This window comes from Desulfobacula toluolica Tol2 (assembly GCF_000307105.1).
Taxonomy (GTDB): domain Bacteria; phylum Desulfobacterota; class Desulfobacteria; order Desulfobacterales; family Desulfobacteraceae; genus Desulfobacula; species Desulfobacula toluolica.
On the sequence record NC_018645.1, the window covers coordinates 2,107,243 to 2,127,802 of the forward strand.

Genomic DNA, 20,560 nt, shown 5'->3' on the forward strand with positions numbered 1-20,560 from the left:
CTAATGGTCAAGATCATGATTGAGCTTTTCCTGGTTAAACTTTGCTTGGTTAAATTTTTCTTTTGCTTCACCAGCCACATAGAGTGATCCGGCTATGCACACAGCGTCGTTTTCATTTGAAGTTTTAATGGCATGGGTAACCGCCTCTTTTACATCTTCAATGATTGTGACAGGGCTGTGGGTAAGTCGTTGGACAGCTTGTTTCAAAACGGATGGTTCAAGGCTTCTGTCTATTTTTGCCTTTGTGATGATAAAATTTTGGGCACAGGGTACAAGACTTTCAAGCATTTTTTCATAAGGCTTGTCATCAAGGATGCCAAGTACCAGTGTCAGTTTTCTGCCGTCCAGGTGTGACGATAAATATTTTCCAAGTACTTTTGCGGCGTGAAGGTTGTGGGCCCCGTCAAGAATGACAAGGGGTTTTTTCATGACATGCTCAAGTCGCCCCGGCCATTTGGCAATGGAAAGTCCTTCACAGACAAGAGCTTGGTTTAAATTGTATCGTTTATCACTGGTTTTTAACTTTTCAAAAACCAGCTCACACGCCGCAAGGGCAAGGCTTAAGTTTTCTTTCTGGTGATCCCCTGGCAAAGGCTTTATCAGTTTATTGAAACTGTTCTTCAACCCGGTGTAGGTATAGGTGTTTTTATTTGGATCTTTTCTTGCTGAAAAATCTTTTTTATAAATAAAAAGTTCAGATGATCTTTCGTTTGCAATCTGTTTGAGGACGTCAAGCCCTGAAGGCTGGAAAACCCCGGTGACAACCGGTATGTCCGGTTTGATAATGCCGCCTTTTTCCTTTGCAAGATCTTGAATGGTATTGCCCAGATAATCAGTGTGTTCAATTGACAGGTTGGTAATAACGCTGACCTGTGGGGTGATAACGTTGGTGGCATCAAATCTTCCACCCATTCCGGTTTCAATTACGGCCCAGTCAACATTTTCCTTTGAAAAGTGATAAAACCCCATTGCAGTCGCAATCTCAAAAAAAGTGGCTTTTCTTTCCCCGATATCTGCAGCATTGACGGCTTCATAGGCTTTTACAACCTGGTCATTTGAAATATGTTCCCCGTTTATGGCGATCCGCTCATTAAAATCAACCAGATGCGGTGACGTATAAATTCCTGTTTTAAACCCGGCTTTTTGTAAAATTGATGCAATATATGTGGCGGTGGAGCCTTTGCCATTGGTGCCAGCCACATGAATTATACGATAATTTTTTTGAGGATTGTTCAGCCGTTGTAAAATATTTAATATGGTGTCCAGTTCAAGTTTGATGCCAAAACGGCCAAGCTTGTATATTTTATCGAGGCATGCTTGATAAGCATTATTTTGGGAAGTTTTATTTTTCATTTTTTTAAACAAAAACCCGGTATAAAGTATTAAAGAAAATAATTTATACCGGGTGAATTTTAATTGTTACCTGGGTCTTCTGCGTGAGCGTGAAGCAGCAATTCTCTGTCTTCTCATTGCTTCTCGCATCTTACGCCGTCTAAATTGACATGGTTTCTCAAAATGTTTTTTCACTTTAAGACGTTTGAAGAGGCCATCGTTCTGGATTTTTTTCTTTAATATCCTTAACGCTCTTTCAACATCATTATCAATAACCGTGACTGTAATTTCCTTCAAAAAACATCGCCCCTTTCATAGTGTATTTAAATATCGAGATATTTATAACCCGACTATCTAACAAATACGCATATTAAAAGCAAGAAAAAAAAGCCTTTCCGCCTAAAGTTGTAAGGAGGGAAGGCTCTCTTTTATAAGATTTTATCAGCTGGTTTTAGAGTTTGGAGATCAACTCTTCTGTTACTTCAGGAAGCGCTTTTTCTCCGGCCAGTGTTATGTATTTTACAGCATCGTCTTTTGCCGCCACATCTTTGAAATAGTAAGAAGACGCCAGTGTGCCTGTTTCTGTGTCATAATAGATGGAATGACGTTTATCAATTGCAACTTCATCCTGGTCATCATCACGTTTGGTTAATGCACCGCCGCAAACCCGGCATTTGTCTCCATCCGGTTTGATGGCATCAATGAAAATATTGTTGGGGTGATTGTTATCATTTTCGCAAAGGCGACGACCCATGATTCTGTTTTTTGCAATCTGTTTGTCAAGCAGCATTTCAATTACATAATTGAGTTTGATACCGGCTTCTTCCAGGGATGCATGGAGTTTTTCAGCCTGAACTTTATTTCTTGGGAAACCGTCCAGAAGCCATCCGCCTTTGCAATCATCTTGTTTTATTCTGTCGAGAACCATTGGGATGGTAATTTCATCAGGAACCAGATCTCCTTTGTCGATATATTCTTTTGCTTTTTTACCCAGGTCTGTTCCGCCTTTGATATTTTCACGGAAAATGGCACCGGACTCAATGTGTGCAATATTGTATTTGTCTTTCAGGATAGCTCCCTGGGTTCCTTTACCACTTCCGTTTGGTCCAAAAAATAAAATGTTCATTCAAGACTCCTTAATATTTTATTATGAAAGTCTTTAAAAATTCAAATCAAGACTTTCGTGTTTTGTTTTGAGCAAACCAAGTTGAAATAACAAGTCTGCCCATGGTAGTTATTAAAATGTAAGTAAAATCGGCACAACTCCCCTAAATATAAGAGTCGTTTTTATTTGTCAAGGTTAAGAAAAACCTTTCACACATACGGTTAACAAATGATTCCGTAAAGGTCAACTGCCCGGCCCTTGTAGTCTCTATTACTTAATGATTTGTGTTTGATTCTGGATTTCTTTTTTATGTACTTTGAGGGCTGATTGTTGTAATATTTTAAATTATTTAGGCTCTTCTTCATCCGTGCGAAGACTCAATGCTGCCAATATTCAATTTATATTTATAGTTGGTTTACAAAATGAATCTTCATTAAAATTTAACACCCGTTGTTACCTTGGTTTTTATTTAATACATTTTTTAAAGAAGGAGGAGATAACATGTTTTGCCATCAATGCCAGGAGACCATGAAAAATACAGGATGCTCCATGAAACAGGGGATGTGCGGGAAAACCGCTGAAGTTGCAAATCTTCAGGACTTGTTTGTCTGGGGGCTAAAAGGTGTTTCCGTATGGGGAGTGAAAGCAAAAGAATTCGGCATCTACGATAATGAGGCCGGTTTTTTTATTGATAAGGGGCTTTTTTCCACCATTACCAATGCCAATTTTGACCGGGAAGATTTTATTGGGTTTATAAAAAAAGGAATTGATATCAGGGACCGCCTGAAAGATGAATTTTTAAAGGCTTATAAGCAAAAAAACGGTACAAATTTTTCTTTGCCTGTTCCCGAGTGTGCCACTTGGGTGCCGGCAGATGACAAGGATCTTCTGGCCAAAGCCGACAGTGGTGCCGGGGGCTGGCTTGAAATAGAAGATGAAGACGAACGTTCGTTAAAAGCCCTTGTTTTATATGGATTGAAAGGGATTTCCGCCTATGCCGAACATGCGTATCAGATTACAAAGTCCTGCCGGGAAATATTTGAATTTTTGATGGAAGCTCTTGCAACTTTGGTGGATGAAACCAAATCACAAGATGACCTGTTTGCCCTTGTTCTCAAAACCGGTGAAATGGGTGTAAAAACCATGGCCCTTTTGGATGACGCCAATACCACGGCTTATGGAAATCCTGAGATTACGCAGGTCAACATTGGTGTGGGTAAAAATCCGGGGATACTGGTCACCGGTCATGATCTGGTGGATCTTGAAGACCTGCTTGAACAGACCAAAGACCAGGGGATTGATGTGTATACCCATAGTGAAATGCTGCCGGCTCATTATTATCCGAAATTAAAACAATATTCTCATCTTTTTGGTAATTACGGCAATGCATGGTGGCTCCAGAAAGAAGAAATGGCAAAATTCAATGGGCCGGTGCTGTTTACCTCTAATTGTCTTGTGCCTACAAAGGCGGCTTATAAGGATAAATTGTTTACAACTGGTGCTGTCGGATTTGACGGGGCTCCACATATTCCAGACAGAGAAGAAGGGGGAAAAAAAGATTTTTCCGCCATCATCAAGATGGCTAAAACCTGCGATCCTCCCGAGGAGCTTGAAACAGGTCAGATTACGGGCGGTTTCGGTCATAACCAGGTTATGGCCCTTGCGGATAAAATTATTGAAGCGGTTAAATCGGGTGCCATCAAGCGCTTTATTGTCATGGGCGGTTGCGATGGCAGACATAAAACCAGGGAGTATTACACACAAGTTGCAAAAGCATTGCCAAAAGATGCCGTTATCCTGACTGCAGGTTGTGCAAAATATAAATATATAAAGCTTGATCTGGGGGATATCGGCGGTATTCCACGGGTGTTGGATGCAGGGCAGTGCAATGATTGCTACTCTCTTGCCGTGATTGCCATGGAGCTTCAGAAGGCTTTTGGCCTTGAGGATATAAGTGATCTTCCCATTTCATTCGATATTGCCTGGTATGAACAAAAGGCTGTACTGGTTCTTTTGGCATTGCTGTCGTTAGGTGTTAAGGGTATTCGTCTGGGGCCCACACTTCCGGGTTTTTTGTCTTCGGGAATTGCCAATGCTCTTGTTGAAAAATTTGATATTAAACCCATAACGACCCCGGAGGAAGATGTGGCAGCAATGATGGCAGGAAATTGATACTGGCTTGGTTTTAAAACATTTGATTAAGAATTAAATTATTCACTTCAAAGGCCTTTTTATTGTTATACAAGGCCTTTGATTTTGCTTAAGCTTCTTTCCTTGATCAAAAACAATATTAAAGTCAAATACCTATTTTTTATTAAGCAATATCACATCCTTTGAGATAAAGTTGAGGTCGGCATTGAAGCGTTGCGCTATGTACTCAAAGGTACTCCGGCTATAAAAGCAGATATGTGTCATGTCGCGAATATAATGCCATTGACTGAAAGCGGTTTTATTGATCACAAGCTTGGTCATAATCCCCAGCCATCCGCCTTTTTTTAACATCTTGAACAAGGTGGTAAATTCCGTATATGGATCATGCAGATGTTCCACTACTTCCGTGGCAGTAATGAAATCATACTTTTTATAAAACACCGAAGGATCATTGTGGTAAAATGGATCATAAAGATTCGTCTGAATGCCTTGCTCTTCTAAAATGACCGACAGGGTTGGACCCGGACCGCAACCAAAATCCAATCCTTGTTGTTTTGAATTTACCTTTTCCAATAGCGGGGTGCTTAATCGAGACAGAAATTGTCGATAGCCTTGATCATTTGCATCGTTTTTATGCAAATCATAATTTTTTTTTTCATTTTCGGCATTAATCCAATATTGCTTTGGAACAAAGACCAGCTTGCAATAAAAACAGCGCAGGTAGATTCTTTTTTTGTCTTTGAAAAATGAATTCAAATTTTTACTTCTGCATAAGGGACAATGGATCTCATTGGATTTGATTATCATTTTTTTTGATTATCATAAAACGACAGAAGGTTAAATAACTTTCACTGGTTATCAAAAAAAGGAGGCTTGATAAGAATTTCGGCCACCCGTATAGGGATAGTTTAATCAGGTGACTTGAGAAGTTTTAGCAGTTAAAAATCATGGTAAAGAATTTGAGAATAGCCCTTGAATGTCAGAAGGGATATTGCTATTAATGGGTGCGGAAAAAATCATGAAATTTTTAAAACTCATAATAAAAAAATAAATTTTAGGATAGGGGAGCAAAATGACGGAATTAATTGATGTCAGGGCAAGGGAGATCCTTGATTCCAGAGGGAATCCAACAGTTGAAGTGGATGTTGTTTTAGCCTGCGGTGCAACTGGCAGGGCAGCGGTTCCATCCGGTGCCTCAACCGGCACAAGGGAAGCTTTGGAACTTCGGGACAACTCTGAAAGCCGGTTTTTAGGCAAGGGTGTTTTAAACGCGGTTGCCAATGTCAATGAGGTTATTGCACCTGAAATTATTGGGTATGATGCCATGGATCAGGCTGGCCTTGACAGAACCATGATTGATATTGACGGTACTGAAAACAAGTCAAGACTTGGTGCCAATGCCATTTTGGGCGTATCCATGGCAGCGGCAAGGGCTGCAGCCCAAGCCTGTGAGATTCCTTTGTATCAGCATCTGGGCGGTATTAATGCCAGAGTGCTGCCAGTTCCCATGATGAATGTTATCAATGGAGGGGCTCATGCCCCGAATAATTTGGATATACAAGAATTCATGATTCTTCCTTTTGGAGCTGATTCCATTACCGAAGCAGTCCGGATGGGAGCAGAAACCTTTCACCATCTGGCAAAAATTTTAAAGGGTGAAGGCCTTTCAACTGCTGTCGGGGACGAGGGCGGGTTTGCTCCGAATCTTAAATCCAATGAAGAAGCATTGGAATATATTATCAATGCCATAGAAGCTGCCGGGTACAGGCCGGGTAAGGATATAGGAATTGCCCTTGATGCAGCAGCTTCGGAATTTTATCGGGATGGCAAATATATTTTCCAGTCGGAAGACCGTGAACTTTCAGCTGTGGAGTTGATTGATTATTATGAAAAATTAATTGAAAAATATCCATTATACTCCATAGAAGACGGGCTTGCAGAAGGGGATTGGGATTCATGGGGACTTATGACCGAAAGGCTTGGAAATTCCATACAGATCGTTGGAGATGATATTTTTGTGACAAATCCGGATATCTTTAAAAAAGGAATTGAAAAGGGAATCGGCAATTCAATCCTGATAAAGTTGAACCAGATCGGAACCCTTACGGAAACCCTGGATACCATTCAGATGGCAAAAGAATCCGGTTATACAACGGTTGTTTCCCATAGATCAGGAGAAACCGAAGATTCTTTTATCGCAGATCTTGCAGTTGGTATAAATTCCGGGCAGATAAAAACAGGGTCCATGTCCAGAAGTGACAGGGTGGCCAAATACAACCAGCTAATCAGGATTGAAGAACAACTGGGAGATAGTGCATTGTTTCCTGAAAATCTTTTTGTCTGATTTTAATATATATATTGTGACCCTCAGGTTATGAAAAAAAGATTTTTTGTAGGCTTTTTTGTGCTGTTTTTAATCCTGCTGTCAGGTGTGGGTGAAGCGTTTGTGCCCCAAACGCCTCACCTGCTGAATCTGGTTGTAAAAAAGATCAAACAGCCGGTCGGCATTGAAGTTTATCAGAACAAAAAGGTTTTAAATTACAAAGATACGCAAAAAGGTGTTCAGCAATTAAAAGAAAGGCTGATTTATCGATATCCCAACCGGTTCAGATCTGAAATTATTTCAGATGCCATGAAAAGTTTCAGTGTTGAATCTGATTTCGAATGTATCAAAGTGATGAATGGAGTTATCATTTCCAATGATAAACCGCTGCTTGATATGTATACGGATATTCTGCTTTACCGGAACCATGAAACTCTTTTAAAGCAGCTTGTTCTGGCAGGAATTGATATAGATAAAGTATCTTTTCAAAGATTTAATGATACCGTTTGCTATGTCATTGGCAGACCCTTGACAAAAGATAGCCCCTTTGCCGGGCTCTGGATAGAAAAAGAATCTTTTTTGCCCGTAAAATATGTGGTTGAAAAAAACGGCTGGATTGTTGAATTTTTTTATATTAATTGGCAGCAGGTTAGCAAAACCTGGTATCCAAAGCAGGTTTATATTTTTTTGGACAATCAATTGTTTACAACGATTGAGGTGAACAAGATTGATTTGAAATCAAACTTTTCTCTTTCTTTGTTTGATATTGATCATATTAAGCGTTTATATCCAAAAAATGAGCCTGATTCGTTGGATGAGAATTCCAGACAGGTTGACGATCTTGACAGGCGCATAGAGAACTTTAAAAAACTATATGAATAACTGCCATAGGCAGGTTTGGCCTTTTTTTACAACAATCTGGTCATTCGGGTTTGACCACAAAAAAGCATGAAAGTCTATGTTTGGTTTGCAAAGACTTTTATATGAAATATTTTAAACAAGCGAGGAATAATGGCTAAGAACACCAAGTATATTTTTGTTACCGGAGGCGTATTGTCATCTTTAGGCAAAGGACTCGCATCCGCTGCCATAGGAATGCTGCTTGAAAGCCGCGGCCTGACGGTTACCATTCAAAAACTTGATCCCTATATAAATGTTGATCCCGGAACGATGAATCCGTTCCAGCATGGTGAAGTATTTGTAACTGATGATGGAGCGGAAACAGATCTTGATTTGGGCCATTATGAGCGGTTTACCAATGCAAAATTGGGTAAGAATAATAATTTTACCACCGGCAAAATTTATGACCAGGTAATTACCAAGGAGCGCAAGGGGGAATATCTTGGCGGAACGGTGCAGGTCATCCCCCATATTACCGATGAGATCAAGCAGAGCATCTGTCTGGTATCTGATGATGCAGATGTTGTGATTGTTGAGATCGGCGGCACCATTGGGGATATTGAATCTTTGCCTTTTCTGGAGGCTATCCGGCAGTTTAAGGCGGATGCAGGAGCATCCAATGTTATTTATATTCATCTGACCCTTGTCCCTTATATTAAAACTGCTTGCGAAGTGAAAACAAAACCCACGCAGCACAGCGTTAAAGAACTTCGAAGTATTGGCATTCAGCCGGATATTCTTCTTTGCAGAACCGAAAGCTATCTGTCCCGGGAAATTAAAGCCAAGATCGCACTTTTTTGTAATGTGGATACTGATGCGGTTTTTACGGCAAAGGATGTGGACTGTATTTATGAAGTCCCGCTGGTCTATAATAAGGAAGGGCTTGGTGATACAATATTAAAGAAACTGAACATCTGGGCCAGGGCACCGCAGTTGGATGAATGGCGGGAAATGGTTGAAAGACTTAAAAATCCGAGATTTTCAGTTAATATCGCTATTGTTGGCAAATATGTTGATTTGACGGAAAGTTATAAAAGTCTCAACGAAGCACTTGCCCACGGCGGAATATCAAATGATGCCAGGGTTAATCTTCAATATGTCGATTCTACAACACTTACGGAAGCCAACGTTGTTCAAATTCTTTCCGCAAGCGACGGGGTTCTTGTACCGGGCGGATTTGGCACAAGAGGGATTGAAGGCAAGATTTTAGCGGCAAAATACGCAAGAGAGAATAAGGTGCCCTATTTTGGGATTTGTCTGGGGATGCACATGGCAGTTATTGAAATCGCAAGGAATCTGCTGAATCTTGAAGATGCCAATGGTGAAGAGTTTGATCCTTATACTCCTTATCCTGTGATTTACCTTATGAAAGAATGGTATGACGAGCATACAAAGCAGATTGAAAAACGTGATGAAAAGTCTGATAAAGGCGGCACAATGCGTCTTGGAGCATATCCTTGTAAACTGGTTCCAGAGACGTTTGCAATGGCAGCCTATAAACAAGAGGAAATTTCAGAGCGTCACCGTCATCGTTATGAGTTTAACAATGAATATAAAGACCGACTGATAGATGAGGCAGGGCTTGTCATAAGCGGCACTTCGCCTGATCATGAATTGGTTGAGATTGTTGAACTTAAAGATCATCCGTGGTATCTTGGGTGTCAGTTTCATCCGGAATTCAAATCAAAACCCGGAAATCCGCATCCATTATTCAGGGATTTTATCAAAGCATCATTGAAAAATGCCAAAAAGCAAGTCATGATTAAAAAATAAACAATGATCAACAAGTAAATTATGATAAGAAGAGCAATACTTCATTCCAGTTTTGTTTTTCTTATCATTGTGGCGAACTGATTGGGCATTAATCAGAATAAATTCAGTGCAGGTTTGTTTCTGATATTATAATTTTTTTTGTTTGATTTGAAGCGGCTTCATGATGTCGGGAAATCAGATTGAATATGGTATCTATAACAAAATTAATCCGGCAATCACGATCAGCAGTAAAATAATTACAACAGCAATTCCTATTAAAGCGGGTGGGATGGATGTTTTCGGAATGATGCCACATTTTGGACATTTTTCTGTCAAGCTATTCAATTTTTCGCCACAATTATGGCAGATCTTTATTTTCATGAGTTGCCCCTTCATTTATAAATCTCTAAAAATAATTGATATTCTCAATAATACCCTCTATAAATAATCAAAGCTTGTATCAAGCAAGGTATAATTTATAAAAAAAAAGGCTTGGTTACAAGCAAAGAGATATTATTTTTTATAAAAACAGGATTTTTCAAATGAAATCACACGTCACGATTCACTGTAAAAATATTCAACTCGAGAGCATTTTGCAAGAAAAAGATAATCAAAGGGCTGTCATTATCTGTCATCCTCATCCGCTTTATGGCGGGAATATGGATAATCCTGTGGTGATGACCATTGCTGAATCTTTTTTTGAAAAAGGATTTACAACTCTTAGATTTAACTTCAGGGGAACCTGTAACAGCACAGGTATGTTTGATGATGGAAACGGGGAGCAGGAGGATGTAAAGGCTGTCATGTCCTGGCTGAATGAACAGGGTTACAAAAAGATTTCTCTTGCAGGATATTCTTTTGGAGCAAGAATGAATGCCCTGGTGGTTTCAAAAGGATGTGAAATTGAAGACCATGTTATGGTATCGCCGCCTGTTGGATTTATGAGCTTTGATGATATTGAAAAAATGCCTTCTACCGGCTTGATTGTGACCGGTAGCAATGATGAAATCGCGCCTTCAGACTTGGTTCAAGATCATATCCATCGTTGGCGGATTGCCCCGAGTTATCAGATTATTGAAGATTGTGACCATTTTTATTCGGGCTGCCTGGGTAAGCTTAAAAGCGTTTTAACAGATTATTTGTCTGAAAAGTAACTGTTATTTGTGATGGTTTTGTTTTTGTATAACTGCCACGGGCATACCTGGTCTTTCGCCTTGGTTTGCCCACAACAAAGATTGAAAATCGCTGTTTGGATTTTTGAAAACTTTCATATAAAACATACATGGCATATTTGTCTGCCACAACAAAAAAAGAAACTTTTATTATTACAGTATGTTGGGCGAAGTTTTGTATGAATTAAGCGCTAAAGGGCTCTTTTTGTCAAAGTTCATTTAGGGCTTATTATGTTCTGTATTTTAAGAAAGGAGTATATTAATGAAGGTAAATTTTAGAATTGAAGGGATACCGGCTCTTTATAAACTGATGAAAAAACGGAAAAAGCTGGATTTTGTTTTTAATGGGAATACATTGCAGGATCTGGTCAATGGTTTGATAAGTAAGTTTGGCCCTAGCGTCAAAACAATTTTATTAGACAAAAAGGATGAAATAGATATTGAATACCGGGTAGCTGTCAACATGATCAAACATCTTCCCTATGGCGAGAGGATGGATGAGGTATTAAATGAAGGTGATGTCGTTCATATTATGACCGTTGGCTGAGGATAGGAACCAGCAGTCGGTCTGACTGCAAAAATATCCATGCCGTTTGGCGTATGTTTCGGGGTGTAGATGAAATACGTTGCCGGAAAACGTCAAGCGGTAAATACCAGGCGATTAAAAATTTGAGCGGTTTTAATTTGTTTGGAGTACTCTCGAATATCTGCCTGACAATTTGTTATTAAAAAATTTTATAAGTCGTATCGGTATTTAAATCCCAGAAAGGGATGAATACCGGTTCGATACCAGCCATTTTCTATTTGTAATCAATGAATTCACAATCAATTTAAGCCTTTGTAAACAGATAATATAATAAAATTTTTTTTTGATTCCATGACGGTTTTTTTTTGTTGATTTTTTAGGGCCATTTGTCATGGATTGAACGATTTTTTATGACAGGTCGTTAAGCTGTGCAATTCTGCAGAGCAAAAAAAATTCAAACCAGTGAAAAATTAATCCCAATATATAAATCATTAACTATATATTGGATTGGTTGTTGTTTGTCTCAATAACATTGAAATTATTAAGATAAATAGATGGTTGTATGAAAAAATGGATAACGAGGACAGTTGTGGTAGTGATATGAAAATGATGGATTTGGAATGTTTGGAGTTTGTCAAGAAAGTGGTCTGATTTGTTTGGGTTAACAGCAGCAATATTAAAATTAAAATAAGGTAAACATCACAAAAAGGCTTACAAAATAAGTTAAAATTAGGATATATGCTTTCGATAGTTACAAGAAAATAAGAAATTTCCTTATAAAATTAAAATTAATGCTTGACAAAGATTTGTGGATTTGATTAATTGAAACAAAACGGAACATACAAATTGGTTTAGAGTCTGTTTTTTAAAATTTTAAGTTGAAGTGGTCATTTTTTTACAGAGTGTTATAAGTTATTAAACTAATATACAGAGGAGAACACCATGCCAATCAAAGAAAATACTTTAATTCTTGACGGTTACACATTAACACTTGAAGAACTTATGAAAGCCGGGACTGATCTGTCTATCAAAGTTGAGATTGATGATAAAAACTGGCCCAAGATTCGTGATTGCAGGGATTTGGTTGATAAATGGGCCAATGAAGAACGGTGTATCTATGGCGTAAATACAAGTTGTGGCGGTCTGGTTGACCATCTTCTGCCAAAAGAAAGAGATAACGATTTTCAGAAAAACCTTGTCAGGAGTGTCACCACACAGGTTGGCGAGCCCTTTGAGGATACGCTTGTCAGAAAGTTCATGATCGCCAGGGCAAACTCTCTTTGTCGCGGTTTCTCCGGTATTAAGGAAAAAAATCTGAGAATCTATCTGGATATGATTAACAATCACGTTTTCCCGGTTATCCCCAGAAAAGGATCTCTTGGAACCAGTGGTGATCTTGGTCCATTGGGTTGTATTGCAAGTGTTGCTTTTGGTGAATGGAAAGCAAAATATAATGGAAAAGTAATGCCGGGTAAGGAAGCAATGGAAGCGGCAGGTGTAGAGCTTATGTTCTTGAATGCCAAAGAAGGATTGTCTCTTATTAATGGTACTTCCGGGATGGTCGGTCTTGCCTGTACCGTTATTACTGAAGCCAAGAATACATTGAAAAACTCTGACATTATAGCCGCATTTGCCATTGAGACTCTAATGGGAAGAATCAATCCTTTTGATGTAAGAGTTCATGCACAAAAATATCATCCGGGTCAATATGCAACTGCCATGAATCTGACCAAGCTTTTGACCGGCAGTGATTTGGCCATTGATGAACAGGAACTCTCTTTGACACTTCAGGCTGTACTCAAAAAACATGAAGGCATTGCTGTTGCGGATATCCCTGTTGAAGATGCCTACTCTATTCGTTGTACTCCTCAGTTTGTAGGTCCTACAAAAGAAGCTGTAGCCCATGCTGAGGAAGTCCTTTTAAGAGAGCTGAATTCCAGTAATGACAATCCTTTGATATTTACGGAATGGGATACTTTTATTCATAACGGACATTTTCATGGTCAGCCCATTTCATTTGCAATGGATTGCCTGGGAATCGCCATGATAAATTTGGGTGTTGTCAGTGACCGGAGAATTGACCGGTTTATGGATGAACATCACAGTACAGGTCTGCCTCCCTTCTTGTGTAAAGGAGATACCGGGGTTCGCATGGGGCTTATGGGCGGTCAGTTTATGACAACCTCTCTTGTGGCGGAAAACAGAACTCTTGCCATTCCGGCTTCCATTCAGTCTATCACATCGACGGCAGACTTTCAGGATATCGTCAGCTTTGGCCTGATTGCCGGAAGAAAAGCCAGGAAGATTGTTGAGAATACCAACCATATACTCTCCTTTGAGTTGATGTGCGCTGCCCAGGCTGCGGATTTAAGAGGTATTGAAAAATTGAGTCCTGCCGGTAAAATAATGCATGCAGCAGTTCGTGAAACCCTTCCGTACCTGGATCATGATAAAGTTTATATTGATCATATGGAAGAACTCAAAGCCCGGATTGAATCAGGTGAGTTTGTAGAAAGAGTTGAAAAAGAAATTGGCGAACTATTGATTGTTCACGAAAAAGAATAATAAAAGAACCCCCATGCCTTGATGGTAAAATAAAATATAAAAGTGGCGAGTGGGGAGAACTAAATACTGACTACTCAACATTCGTTACTTTTATATAATTGCCACGGGCAGGCCTTGGAAATTTATACTAAGATTGATCTCCTTGGTTTGCCTACAACAAAACATGAAAATCGCTGTTTGGGTTTGAAGACTTCAATATAAAAATAACAAGGACAATGCTATGATTGAAGAGCAAATTGAAAAGAAAATTGAAGATGCATATAAGGAAAAATTTCCGGTTTCCAAGGAGCGTCATGAGCAACTTATCAATTATATTCCCGGTGGTGCGACCAGAAGCTTAAGTTATTTTAAACCTTATCCCATTCATATTGATTATGGACAGGGAGCGTATGTCTATACTCATGAAGGGCATAAATTACTTGATGTCACCAATGCTTATGGAGCTATTGTCCATGGGCATGGTGATCCGGATGTTGTTCGGGCTGTTCGGGACGGTATTGCAAAGGGTTCTCAGTACTCTACCCCTACGGATGGGCAGTATAAGCTGGCAAAGCTCTTATGTGAAAGGGTGCCTGGTTTTGATAAGGTAAGGTTTTTGAATTCAGGAACAGAAGCCACTTTGTTTGTTATGAGAACGGCAAGAGCTTATACCGGGAAAGACAAGATTCTGAAAATGATCGGCGGATTTCATGGAACCCATGACAGTGTGGCTGCATCAACAAAAAAGAATGTTATCACTGCCGGTATTCCAGAAGGAATGACCGAGGCTATTTTAGAAGTACCTTTTAATGACTTTGATGCCCTTGAAAAAACGGTTAAGGAAAATGCTTCTGAGCTGGCTGCCGTAATAATGGAACCTTTCCTTGGCGCCGGTGGCGTAGTCCTGCCAAAGCCCGGTTATCTTGAACATGTAAGAAAAGTTACTTCGGATAATAACGTCCTGTTGATTTTTGATGAGATTTTTTCTTACAGGGTAAATACAGGCGGTTGCCAGAAACTTTTTGGCGTGATTCCGGATCTGACAACGGTTGGAAAAGTTGTGGGAGGCGGGCTTCCCATTGGTGTGTTTGGTGGTAAAGAAGAGATAATGAATATCTTTTGCCATGAAAACACGGAAAAGCCATTGTATCATTCAGGAACATTTAACGGGTATGAAACAGTTATGCAGGCCGGATATGCGGCTTTGTCCAAATATGATGAAGCTGCAGTGGCCTATGTAAATAAACTGGGGGATCAATTTAAAAATGGTCTTTTGGAAAGCTTTAAAGCCAACAGATTAAATATTCAGGCTAACCAGATTGGGTCTTTGCTCAATATTCATTTTGTCAATGAACCCATAACAAATGCTGATCAGGTTTTGAAATCAGAAGAACAGCTCCATCGGCTGATGCATTTGTCTTTATTGAATAAAGGGATTTTTACAATTCCAAGGGGATTGTTTATTTTGTCCACTGCAATTACAGAAGAAGAAATCGATCTTCTGGTCAATAAAATAGATGAAACTCTGAAAGAATTGTTGCCTTTGATTGAAGAAAAATATAACCATTTACTTTTATAATGAATTTAATTTAAAAGGATTTCCAAAAAGAGGAATAAATGGTTCTGGATAAAATTGACAAACAGATTTTGAATACACTCCAGGAAAATGGAAAAACAACAAATTCTAAATTGTCTAAGATTGTCGGTATTTCTGCCCCTGCAACCCTTGAAAGGGTAAAGCGACTGGAGCTTGCAGGGGTAATCTCTCATTTTACAGCCATACTTGATCCTGAAAAAATCGGATTTTCAATCATGGCTATTGTGAATATCGGCTTAAGCTTGAGTAGCCTTTCTTCTGTGGCTGTTATAAAAGAAGAATTCACTGCTCTGGATGAAGTGATTGAGTGCTACCAGATTGCCGGTGCAAATGATTTTATCTTAAAGGTGATTGCAAAGGATATTAAATCCTATGGTGAATTTATGAATATGAAGCTCACACAGATAGAAGGGATTCAAGTTGTTAAATCTTCTTTTGTGATTGATAATGTCAAAGATAAGAAGTTGCTCGTGCTTGATCTGGATGAGGAATACGAAGTGTAAAAAAAATAATTTTTTTCAACGGGAGAATTAAAAAAAAATGAAGAATAAAATAATCATTAGTGCTGCTATTACAGGATCTATTCACGTTCCAACCATGAGTGATTACCTTCCAATAACTCCTGACGAGATTGTGGAGGATGCGGTAAAGGCCCATGAGGCCGGTGCTGCCATTGCTCATCTTCATGTACGAAATCCTGAAAACGGGTTTCCATCGTCTGATCCTGAACTTTTTAAGGAAGTCTTGTCAAAAATAAAAGCAAGATGTGATATGGTACTTCAGATCACAACCGGTGGTGGTATGAACCAGACTACACCGGAAAAATTGATTCCTGTCAAAGAATTTGAACCTGAAATGTGTTCGTTTGATCCCGCACCGTTTAATTTCGGTATATTTCAGATTGCGGGCCGTTATAAGGAATACAAATATGATTGGGAACCAGAATACTTAGAACTCTGCAAAAATATTTCTTTTAAACCCACATTCAGTGATGATGAGATTTATGGTAAAACCTTCATGGAAATAGGTACCAAGCCTGAATTTGAGATTTATGAATTGGGACATGTTTCATATGTTAAATGGCTTCTTGAAGAAAATTTGACAGAAGGACCTCCTCATCTCCAGTTTGTATTCGGTCCCATGGTAGGATGGATGACACCCTCGGTCAAACATTTGGTTTTAATTTATGATGAGGCAAAAGAAGTGCTTGGCGAAGGAAATTTTACCTGGTCGGTGGCAGCCGGTGGAAGATTTCAGATTCCCATCACCACGACTGCCATGGCAATGGGAGCACAAAATGTTCGAGTCGGACTTGAAGACTCTATCTATGCTGGCAAAGGGATACTGGCAAAAGCCAGTGCGGATCAGGTAAACATAGTTAAACGGATTGCAAAGGAATTGAGCCTTGAGCCTGCCACCCCTGAAGAGACAAGACAGATCCTTGGGTTGAAGGGGCTTGATAAAGTTAATTTCTAAATTTGTGACATACTATTTGAGTGATCCCCGGAAACCTTTGAATAACATCCTTTTTTTTTCTGAAATTCAGACTACAACTTATTTGTTTTATGGAAAAATATCATTATTCAAAGGTTTCTAAAGATTTAAACAAGGAGATATGAGGTTAGCAGGATACCATTAACTAAAAATTAAGGAGAGCACTGTTGAATTATTCAGGTTACGCTTCAATTCATGCCCGGCATAATCCGGAAAAAATTTGTCTGATTGAACGAACCCCGGAAACGGGTCAAAGACGATCTTTCACTTGGAAAGAATTTAACGATGAGATTAATCGAACAGCGAATTTTTTGGCAAATGAGATGGGGGTAAAGCATGGTGATTTTGTCATGCACCTTCAGAACAATTCCCTTGAATGGGTGTTGACGTATTATGCAATTATTCGGTTGGGTGCAGTTGTTGTTCCGCTCAATTTCCGTTTCGAAGGTACGGATGTCCTCTATGCAGCCGAAGTTTGCAATCCAGATGTTTTTATTCTTGGATCTGAATTTTTAAAGGTTGTTCAACCCATTCAAAAAGATCTTACTACCATTAAAAATTATATTTGCATCGGCGATGATGTACCGGATGACATGATTAATTTTAAAGCCGTGCAGAATTATGAAGATACTTCGGATGCATTGGTTGAAGTTGACAGGGATCATTCCCTGGCAATGATGTTTACATCTGGTACAACTGGCAAACCTAAACCTGTTTTACACACTCATTTTTCTTTGAATAGTATAGCTGTGAGCAATGGGATGACATATTCTGTTCAAAAAGATGATAATTACCTGATTTTTCTTCCGTTGTATCATTCCGGCACCATGTTTTTATGGGCCCCTTTTTATGCCACAGGCGCAACAGGAACCATTGTAAAAGATTTGAAAAATCCCAAATCAATCATTGAAGCAATTGCTGCAGAAAAATGTACAGACACTCTCTTTGTTGTCCCCATTGGTATTGCCATTCTTAATGCAATTGAAAATGGTGAGTTAAATCTGGATGACTATGATCTTTCATCATGGAAGTATATGGAAATAGGCGCACAGCCGGTACCTTATGATACCATGAAGCTGGTGGTGGAAAAACTGCCGTGTAGAGTATCCAATATCTATGGTATCACAGAGGGTGGCGGTGGAGGCAGCTTTAACCTCTATCCGGAAGATGTTCTGGAAAAACCGGGTTCCATTGGAAAACCAACCTTTGGTGTTGAAGCCAAAATTGTTGGTCCTACTGGAGAGGAACTTCCTGACGGATCTGTGGGTGAGCTGGTATTCAGGACACCCAGAATGATGCGGGAATATTATTCAAATCCTGAAAAAACGATAGAAACCCTGAAAGATGGTTGGCTTTATACAGGAGATCTATTAAGGAAAGACAAAGACGGTTATTTTTATATTGTTGATCGAATGAAAGATATGATTACCAGTGGTGGTGAAAATATTTTTCCGGTTGAAATTGAAGATGCGCTGATGGATCATCCTGATATAGATGATGTAGCATGTATAGGATATCCGGATGACCGGCTGGTGGAAATAGTTCTTGCTGTTGTTCAAACCAAAGAAGGCAAACATTTGACTGAAGAAGATGTGATTGAGTTTGCAAAATCAAAGATATCTCTTTACAAGGTGCCTCGTAAGGTTCTTTTTGATCATGTTCCTCGAAATCCAACAGGAAAACTCATGAAACCACAACTTAGGGAAAAATTTACAGGTCGTAAGGAGGCGTTTAAACAACTTGTTTAAATAATTTTTTTTTATTGGGCTTGACTTATTGTTGAAGTATGACGTAGAGTAAAACCCATTGACCATTCTAGTAAAATGAAAATTAGTTAAAGTAAAAATTAGTTGGATTCCAAAAGTTGAAACAGGTGCAAGACTTTTTAAGTCTTGCACCACAAATTATAAATTTAAATTTTTAGGAAAGGAACTAGTATGAAGCTTGGCAAATGTTTAGTATTACTGCTTGTTTTGTTTGTTGGATCATTTATCGTTACGTCTTCTGTTTTTGCAAAAAAAGAAAGTTCGCTTGATAAATGGAAACCGAATTTTGATCCCAAAGGAGCAAAATACAAATGCATTATTTCAAATGTTTCAACGCCAGCTCTGGTCGGGACATATGCCGGTTTTGAGATCAGGGATGAACTTTGGAAAAGAACAAATGGTCAGATCTATGTTGATTTTAAACCCCTATCAATTCTTGGTGGTGAAGTAGAGGTTTTAAACATGCTTCAGATGGGTGCTGTTCAAGGTATGGGGGTGAGTTCTGTTGCTTCTACCAACCTTGGGCCCCGTTTTGGAATAGTGAACCTTCCTTTTCTTATCGACTCGTTTGAAAAATTAGATAATTTCATTGCCAACAAGAAATTGTTTGATCACTTCTTGAATGCCATGGATCATCAAGGAATTACAGGTCTTGATATCACGGGTTATGGAAATTACGGATGGGCAACCACTGAGCCGGTTCAAACCATTGCAGACGCAAAAAAGATTAAATTCAGAACTGCCGAGGCTGCCGTGAACCAGTTAAGTTATCGAAACTGGGGGTTTAATCCTGTTTCCATGCCTTGGCCTGATGTTCAGATTGCTTTAAAACAAGGTGTTATAACAGGTTTGGATCATACACCAGCTGTGTGCAACCTGACAAAAAAATTTGAAGTGGCAAAGAATTTTACGCAATTAAATTATGCCCAGGGACTGTTTATCTGGATTTTTAACAAAGCCTGGCTTGCAAGGCTTCCCAAGGATTTGAGAGAAACATTTGTTTCCACTGTTCATGATGTGTGTGCTGAAAACAGGAGAAGAACAGCAACATGGGAAATGGAAAATATTGAATCTGCAAAAGCAAACGGGGTTGAATTTTTCAAGTTGTCTGAAGAGGAAATGAGAATCCTTAAAGATCAAAGCAAAGGGGCTTATGACAGGTATGCACAGGAAATTAACCAGATCTATCCCGGCGATACCTATAAACCTTTGAATTTCTTAAAAGAAGTTCAGGATTTCTTGCAATAAATAACACTGGATTTTCATTCTAATTATACAGGAATTAGGTTTATGCTTGGGAAAACTTTAAAAAAATTAGACACTATTTTTACAAATGTTGAAGAGTGGACACTTTTTATTATTGTTATGGCGGCATTAATGTCACTTTTTGCCAATGTTGTTTTGAGATACGGATTTAATTATACCCTTGCCTGGAGTGAGGAACTGGTTCGTATCGTGATGATTTATTCAACCTTTGTCGGGGCCAGTGTGGCTGTTAAACAGCGGGCAATGATCCGGATAGATGCTGTTGTCCAGATTTTCCCAAAGCTTAAACCGGGCCTGACACTTTATACCAACCTGTTGATGCTTGTTTTTGCATGGATGATGGTATTCTATGGTTATAGAATGACTCATTTGCAGTTATTAACCCATCAGAAAACCATCATTATGCAGATTCCTCTTGTCATTGTTTATGCCATAATGCCTGTAATGGGCGTTATGATATTTATCCGGACGATTCAGGTAATTATTCAAGATATAAGATCTAAATAACGCTACGGGCAGACCGGACCATTTTATGCTATGATTTGGTCTTCTTAGGTTTGCCCATAACAAAATATGAAAGTCGCTGTTTGGATTTTTGAAAACTTTCATATAAACTGCCATGGCAGATTGAT

General features: G+C 39.1%; 18 protein-coding genes. 13 read left to right on the forward strand and 5 right to left on the reverse strand.

Going from position 1 to position 20,560, the window contains the following annotated elements:
* The 3 genes from TOL2_RS09685 to TOL2_RS09695 all read right to left on the reverse strand — a co-directional run bounded on the left by TOL2_RS09685 (nt 1) and on the right by TOL2_RS09695 (nt 2,458).
* Nucleotides 1-1,353: a bifunctional folylpolyglutamate synthase/dihydrofolate synthase gene (locus TOL2_RS09685; RefSeq protein ID WP_041279395.1), complete on the reverse strand. Its 1,353-nt coding sequence runs from the start codon at nt 1,351-1,353 to the stop codon at nt 1-3.
* Between the two features lie 66 nt (nt 1,354-1,419).
* Nucleotides 1,420-1,629: a 30S ribosomal protein S21 gene (gene rpsU, locus TOL2_RS09690; protein ID WP_014957311.1), complete on the reverse strand. Its 210-nt coding sequence runs from the start codon at nt 1,627-1,629 to the stop codon at nt 1,420-1,422.
* 154 nt (nt 1,630-1,783) lie between these two features.
* Nucleotides 1,784-2,458, reverse strand: a complete 675-nt coding sequence (locus tag TOL2_RS09695) for an adenylate kinase (protein WP_014957312.1) — start codon at nt 2,456-2,458, stop codon at nt 1,784-1,786.
* Nucleotides 2,459-2,938: 480 nt separating this feature from the next.
* On the opposite strand from TOL2_RS09695, the gene hcp reads away from it, so the two are divergent.
* Nucleotides 2,939-4,609: a hydroxylamine reductase gene (hcp, locus tag TOL2_RS09700; RefSeq protein ID WP_014957313.1), complete on the forward strand. Its 1,671-nt coding sequence runs from the start codon at nt 2,939-2,941 to the stop codon at nt 4,607-4,609.
* 132 nt (nt 4,610-4,741) lie between these two features.
* Here hcp and TOL2_RS09705 read toward each other — a convergent pair whose 3' ends face one another.
* Nucleotides 4,742-5,395 (reverse strand): class I SAM-dependent methyltransferase, encoded by a 654-nt coding sequence (locus TOL2_RS09705; protein WP_014957314.1) that lies wholly within the window; start codon nt 5,393-5,395, stop codon nt 4,742-4,744.
* A gap of 265 nt (nt 5,396-5,660) precedes the next feature.
* On the opposite strand from TOL2_RS09705, the gene eno reads away from it, so the two are divergent.
* The 3 genes from eno (at nt 5,661) to TOL2_RS09720 (ending at nt 9,584) form a co-directional block, all read left to right on the forward strand.
* Nucleotides 5,661-6,932 (forward strand): phosphopyruvate hydratase, encoded by a 1,272-nt coding sequence (eno, locus tag TOL2_RS09710; RefSeq protein ID WP_014957315.1) that lies wholly within the window; start codon nt 5,661-5,663, stop codon nt 6,930-6,932.
* A 30-nt stretch (nt 6,933-6,962) separates the two neighbouring features.
* Nucleotides 6,963-7,793: a hypothetical protein gene (locus tag TOL2_RS09715; RefSeq protein ID WP_014957316.1), complete on the forward strand. Its 831-nt coding sequence runs from the start codon at nt 6,963-6,965 to the stop codon at nt 7,791-7,793.
* Nucleotides 7,794-7,922: 129 nt separating this feature from the next.
* Complete coding sequence (locus TOL2_RS09720; protein ID WP_014957317.1) at nt 7,923-9,584, forward strand: CTP synthase; 1,662 nt, start codon at nt 7,923-7,925, stop codon at nt 9,582-9,584.
* A 192-nt stretch (nt 9,585-9,776) separates the two neighbouring features.
* Here the strand turns inward: TOL2_RS09720 and TOL2_RS24845 are convergent, their stop codons facing one another.
* Nucleotides 9,777-9,944 carry a hypothetical protein gene (locus TOL2_RS24845; RefSeq protein ID WP_158406093.1) on the reverse strand — a complete coding sequence of 56 codons (168 nt, stop codon included), beginning with the start codon at nt 9,942-9,944 and terminating at the stop codon, nt 9,777-9,779.
* 161 nt (nt 9,945-10,105) lie between these two features.
* Here TOL2_RS24845 and TOL2_RS09730 point away from each other — a divergent pair, with 161 nt between their 5' ends.
* The 9 genes from TOL2_RS09730 (at nt 10,106) to TOL2_RS09770 (ending at nt 20,435) form a co-directional block, all read left to right on the forward strand.
* Nucleotides 10,106-10,717, forward strand: a complete 612-nt coding sequence (locus TOL2_RS09730; protein WP_014957318.1) for an alpha/beta hydrolase — start codon at nt 10,106-10,108, stop codon at nt 10,715-10,717.
* Between the two features lie 280 nt (nt 10,718-10,997).
* Nucleotides 10,998-11,282 (forward strand): MoaD/ThiS family protein, encoded by a 285-nt coding sequence (locus TOL2_RS09735; protein ID WP_014957319.1) that lies wholly within the window; start codon nt 10,998-11,000, stop codon nt 11,280-11,282.
* 921 nt (nt 11,283-12,203) lie between these two features.
* Nucleotides 12,204-13,826 carry an aromatic amino acid lyase gene (locus tag TOL2_RS09740; protein ID WP_014957320.1) on the forward strand — a complete coding sequence of 541 codons (1,623 nt, stop codon included), beginning with the start codon at nt 12,204-12,206 and terminating at the stop codon, nt 13,824-13,826.
* A 220-nt stretch (nt 13,827-14,046) separates the two neighbouring features.
* A complete protein-coding gene (locus tag TOL2_RS09745) occupies nt 14,047-15,384 on the forward strand; it encodes an aspartate aminotransferase family protein (protein WP_014957321.1) in 1,338 nt (445 codons plus the stop codon).
* A 38-nt stretch (nt 15,385-15,422) separates the two neighbouring features.
* The gene (locus TOL2_RS09750) at nt 15,423-15,905 is read left to right on the forward strand and encodes an Lrp/AsnC family transcriptional regulator (RefSeq protein ID WP_014957322.1); all 483 of its coding nucleotides are present in this window, start codon (nt 15,423-15,425) and stop codon (nt 15,903-15,905) included.
* Nucleotides 15,906-15,942: 37 nt separating this feature from the next.
* Complete coding sequence (locus TOL2_RS09755) at nt 15,943-16,878, forward strand: BKACE family enzyme (protein ID WP_014957323.1); 936 nt, start codon at nt 15,943-15,945, stop codon at nt 16,876-16,878.
* 185 nt (nt 16,879-17,063) lie between these two features.
* Nucleotides 17,064-18,644, forward strand: coding sequence for a class I adenylate-forming enzyme family protein (locus TOL2_RS09760; protein ID WP_014957324.1), 1,581 nt, complete (start codon nt 17,064-17,066; stop codon nt 18,642-18,644).
* A 189-nt stretch (nt 18,645-18,833) separates the two neighbouring features.
* A complete protein-coding gene (locus TOL2_RS09765; RefSeq protein ID WP_014957325.1) occupies nt 18,834-19,910 on the forward strand; it encodes a TRAP transporter substrate-binding protein in 1,077 nt (358 codons plus the stop codon).
* Between the two features lie 42 nt (nt 19,911-19,952).
* The gene (locus TOL2_RS09770; RefSeq protein ID WP_014957326.1) at nt 19,953-20,435 is read left to right on the forward strand and encodes a TRAP transporter small permease; all 483 of its coding nucleotides are present in this window, start codon (nt 19,953-19,955) and stop codon (nt 20,433-20,435) included.
* The last annotated feature ends 125 nt before the right edge of the window (nt 20,436-20,560 follow it).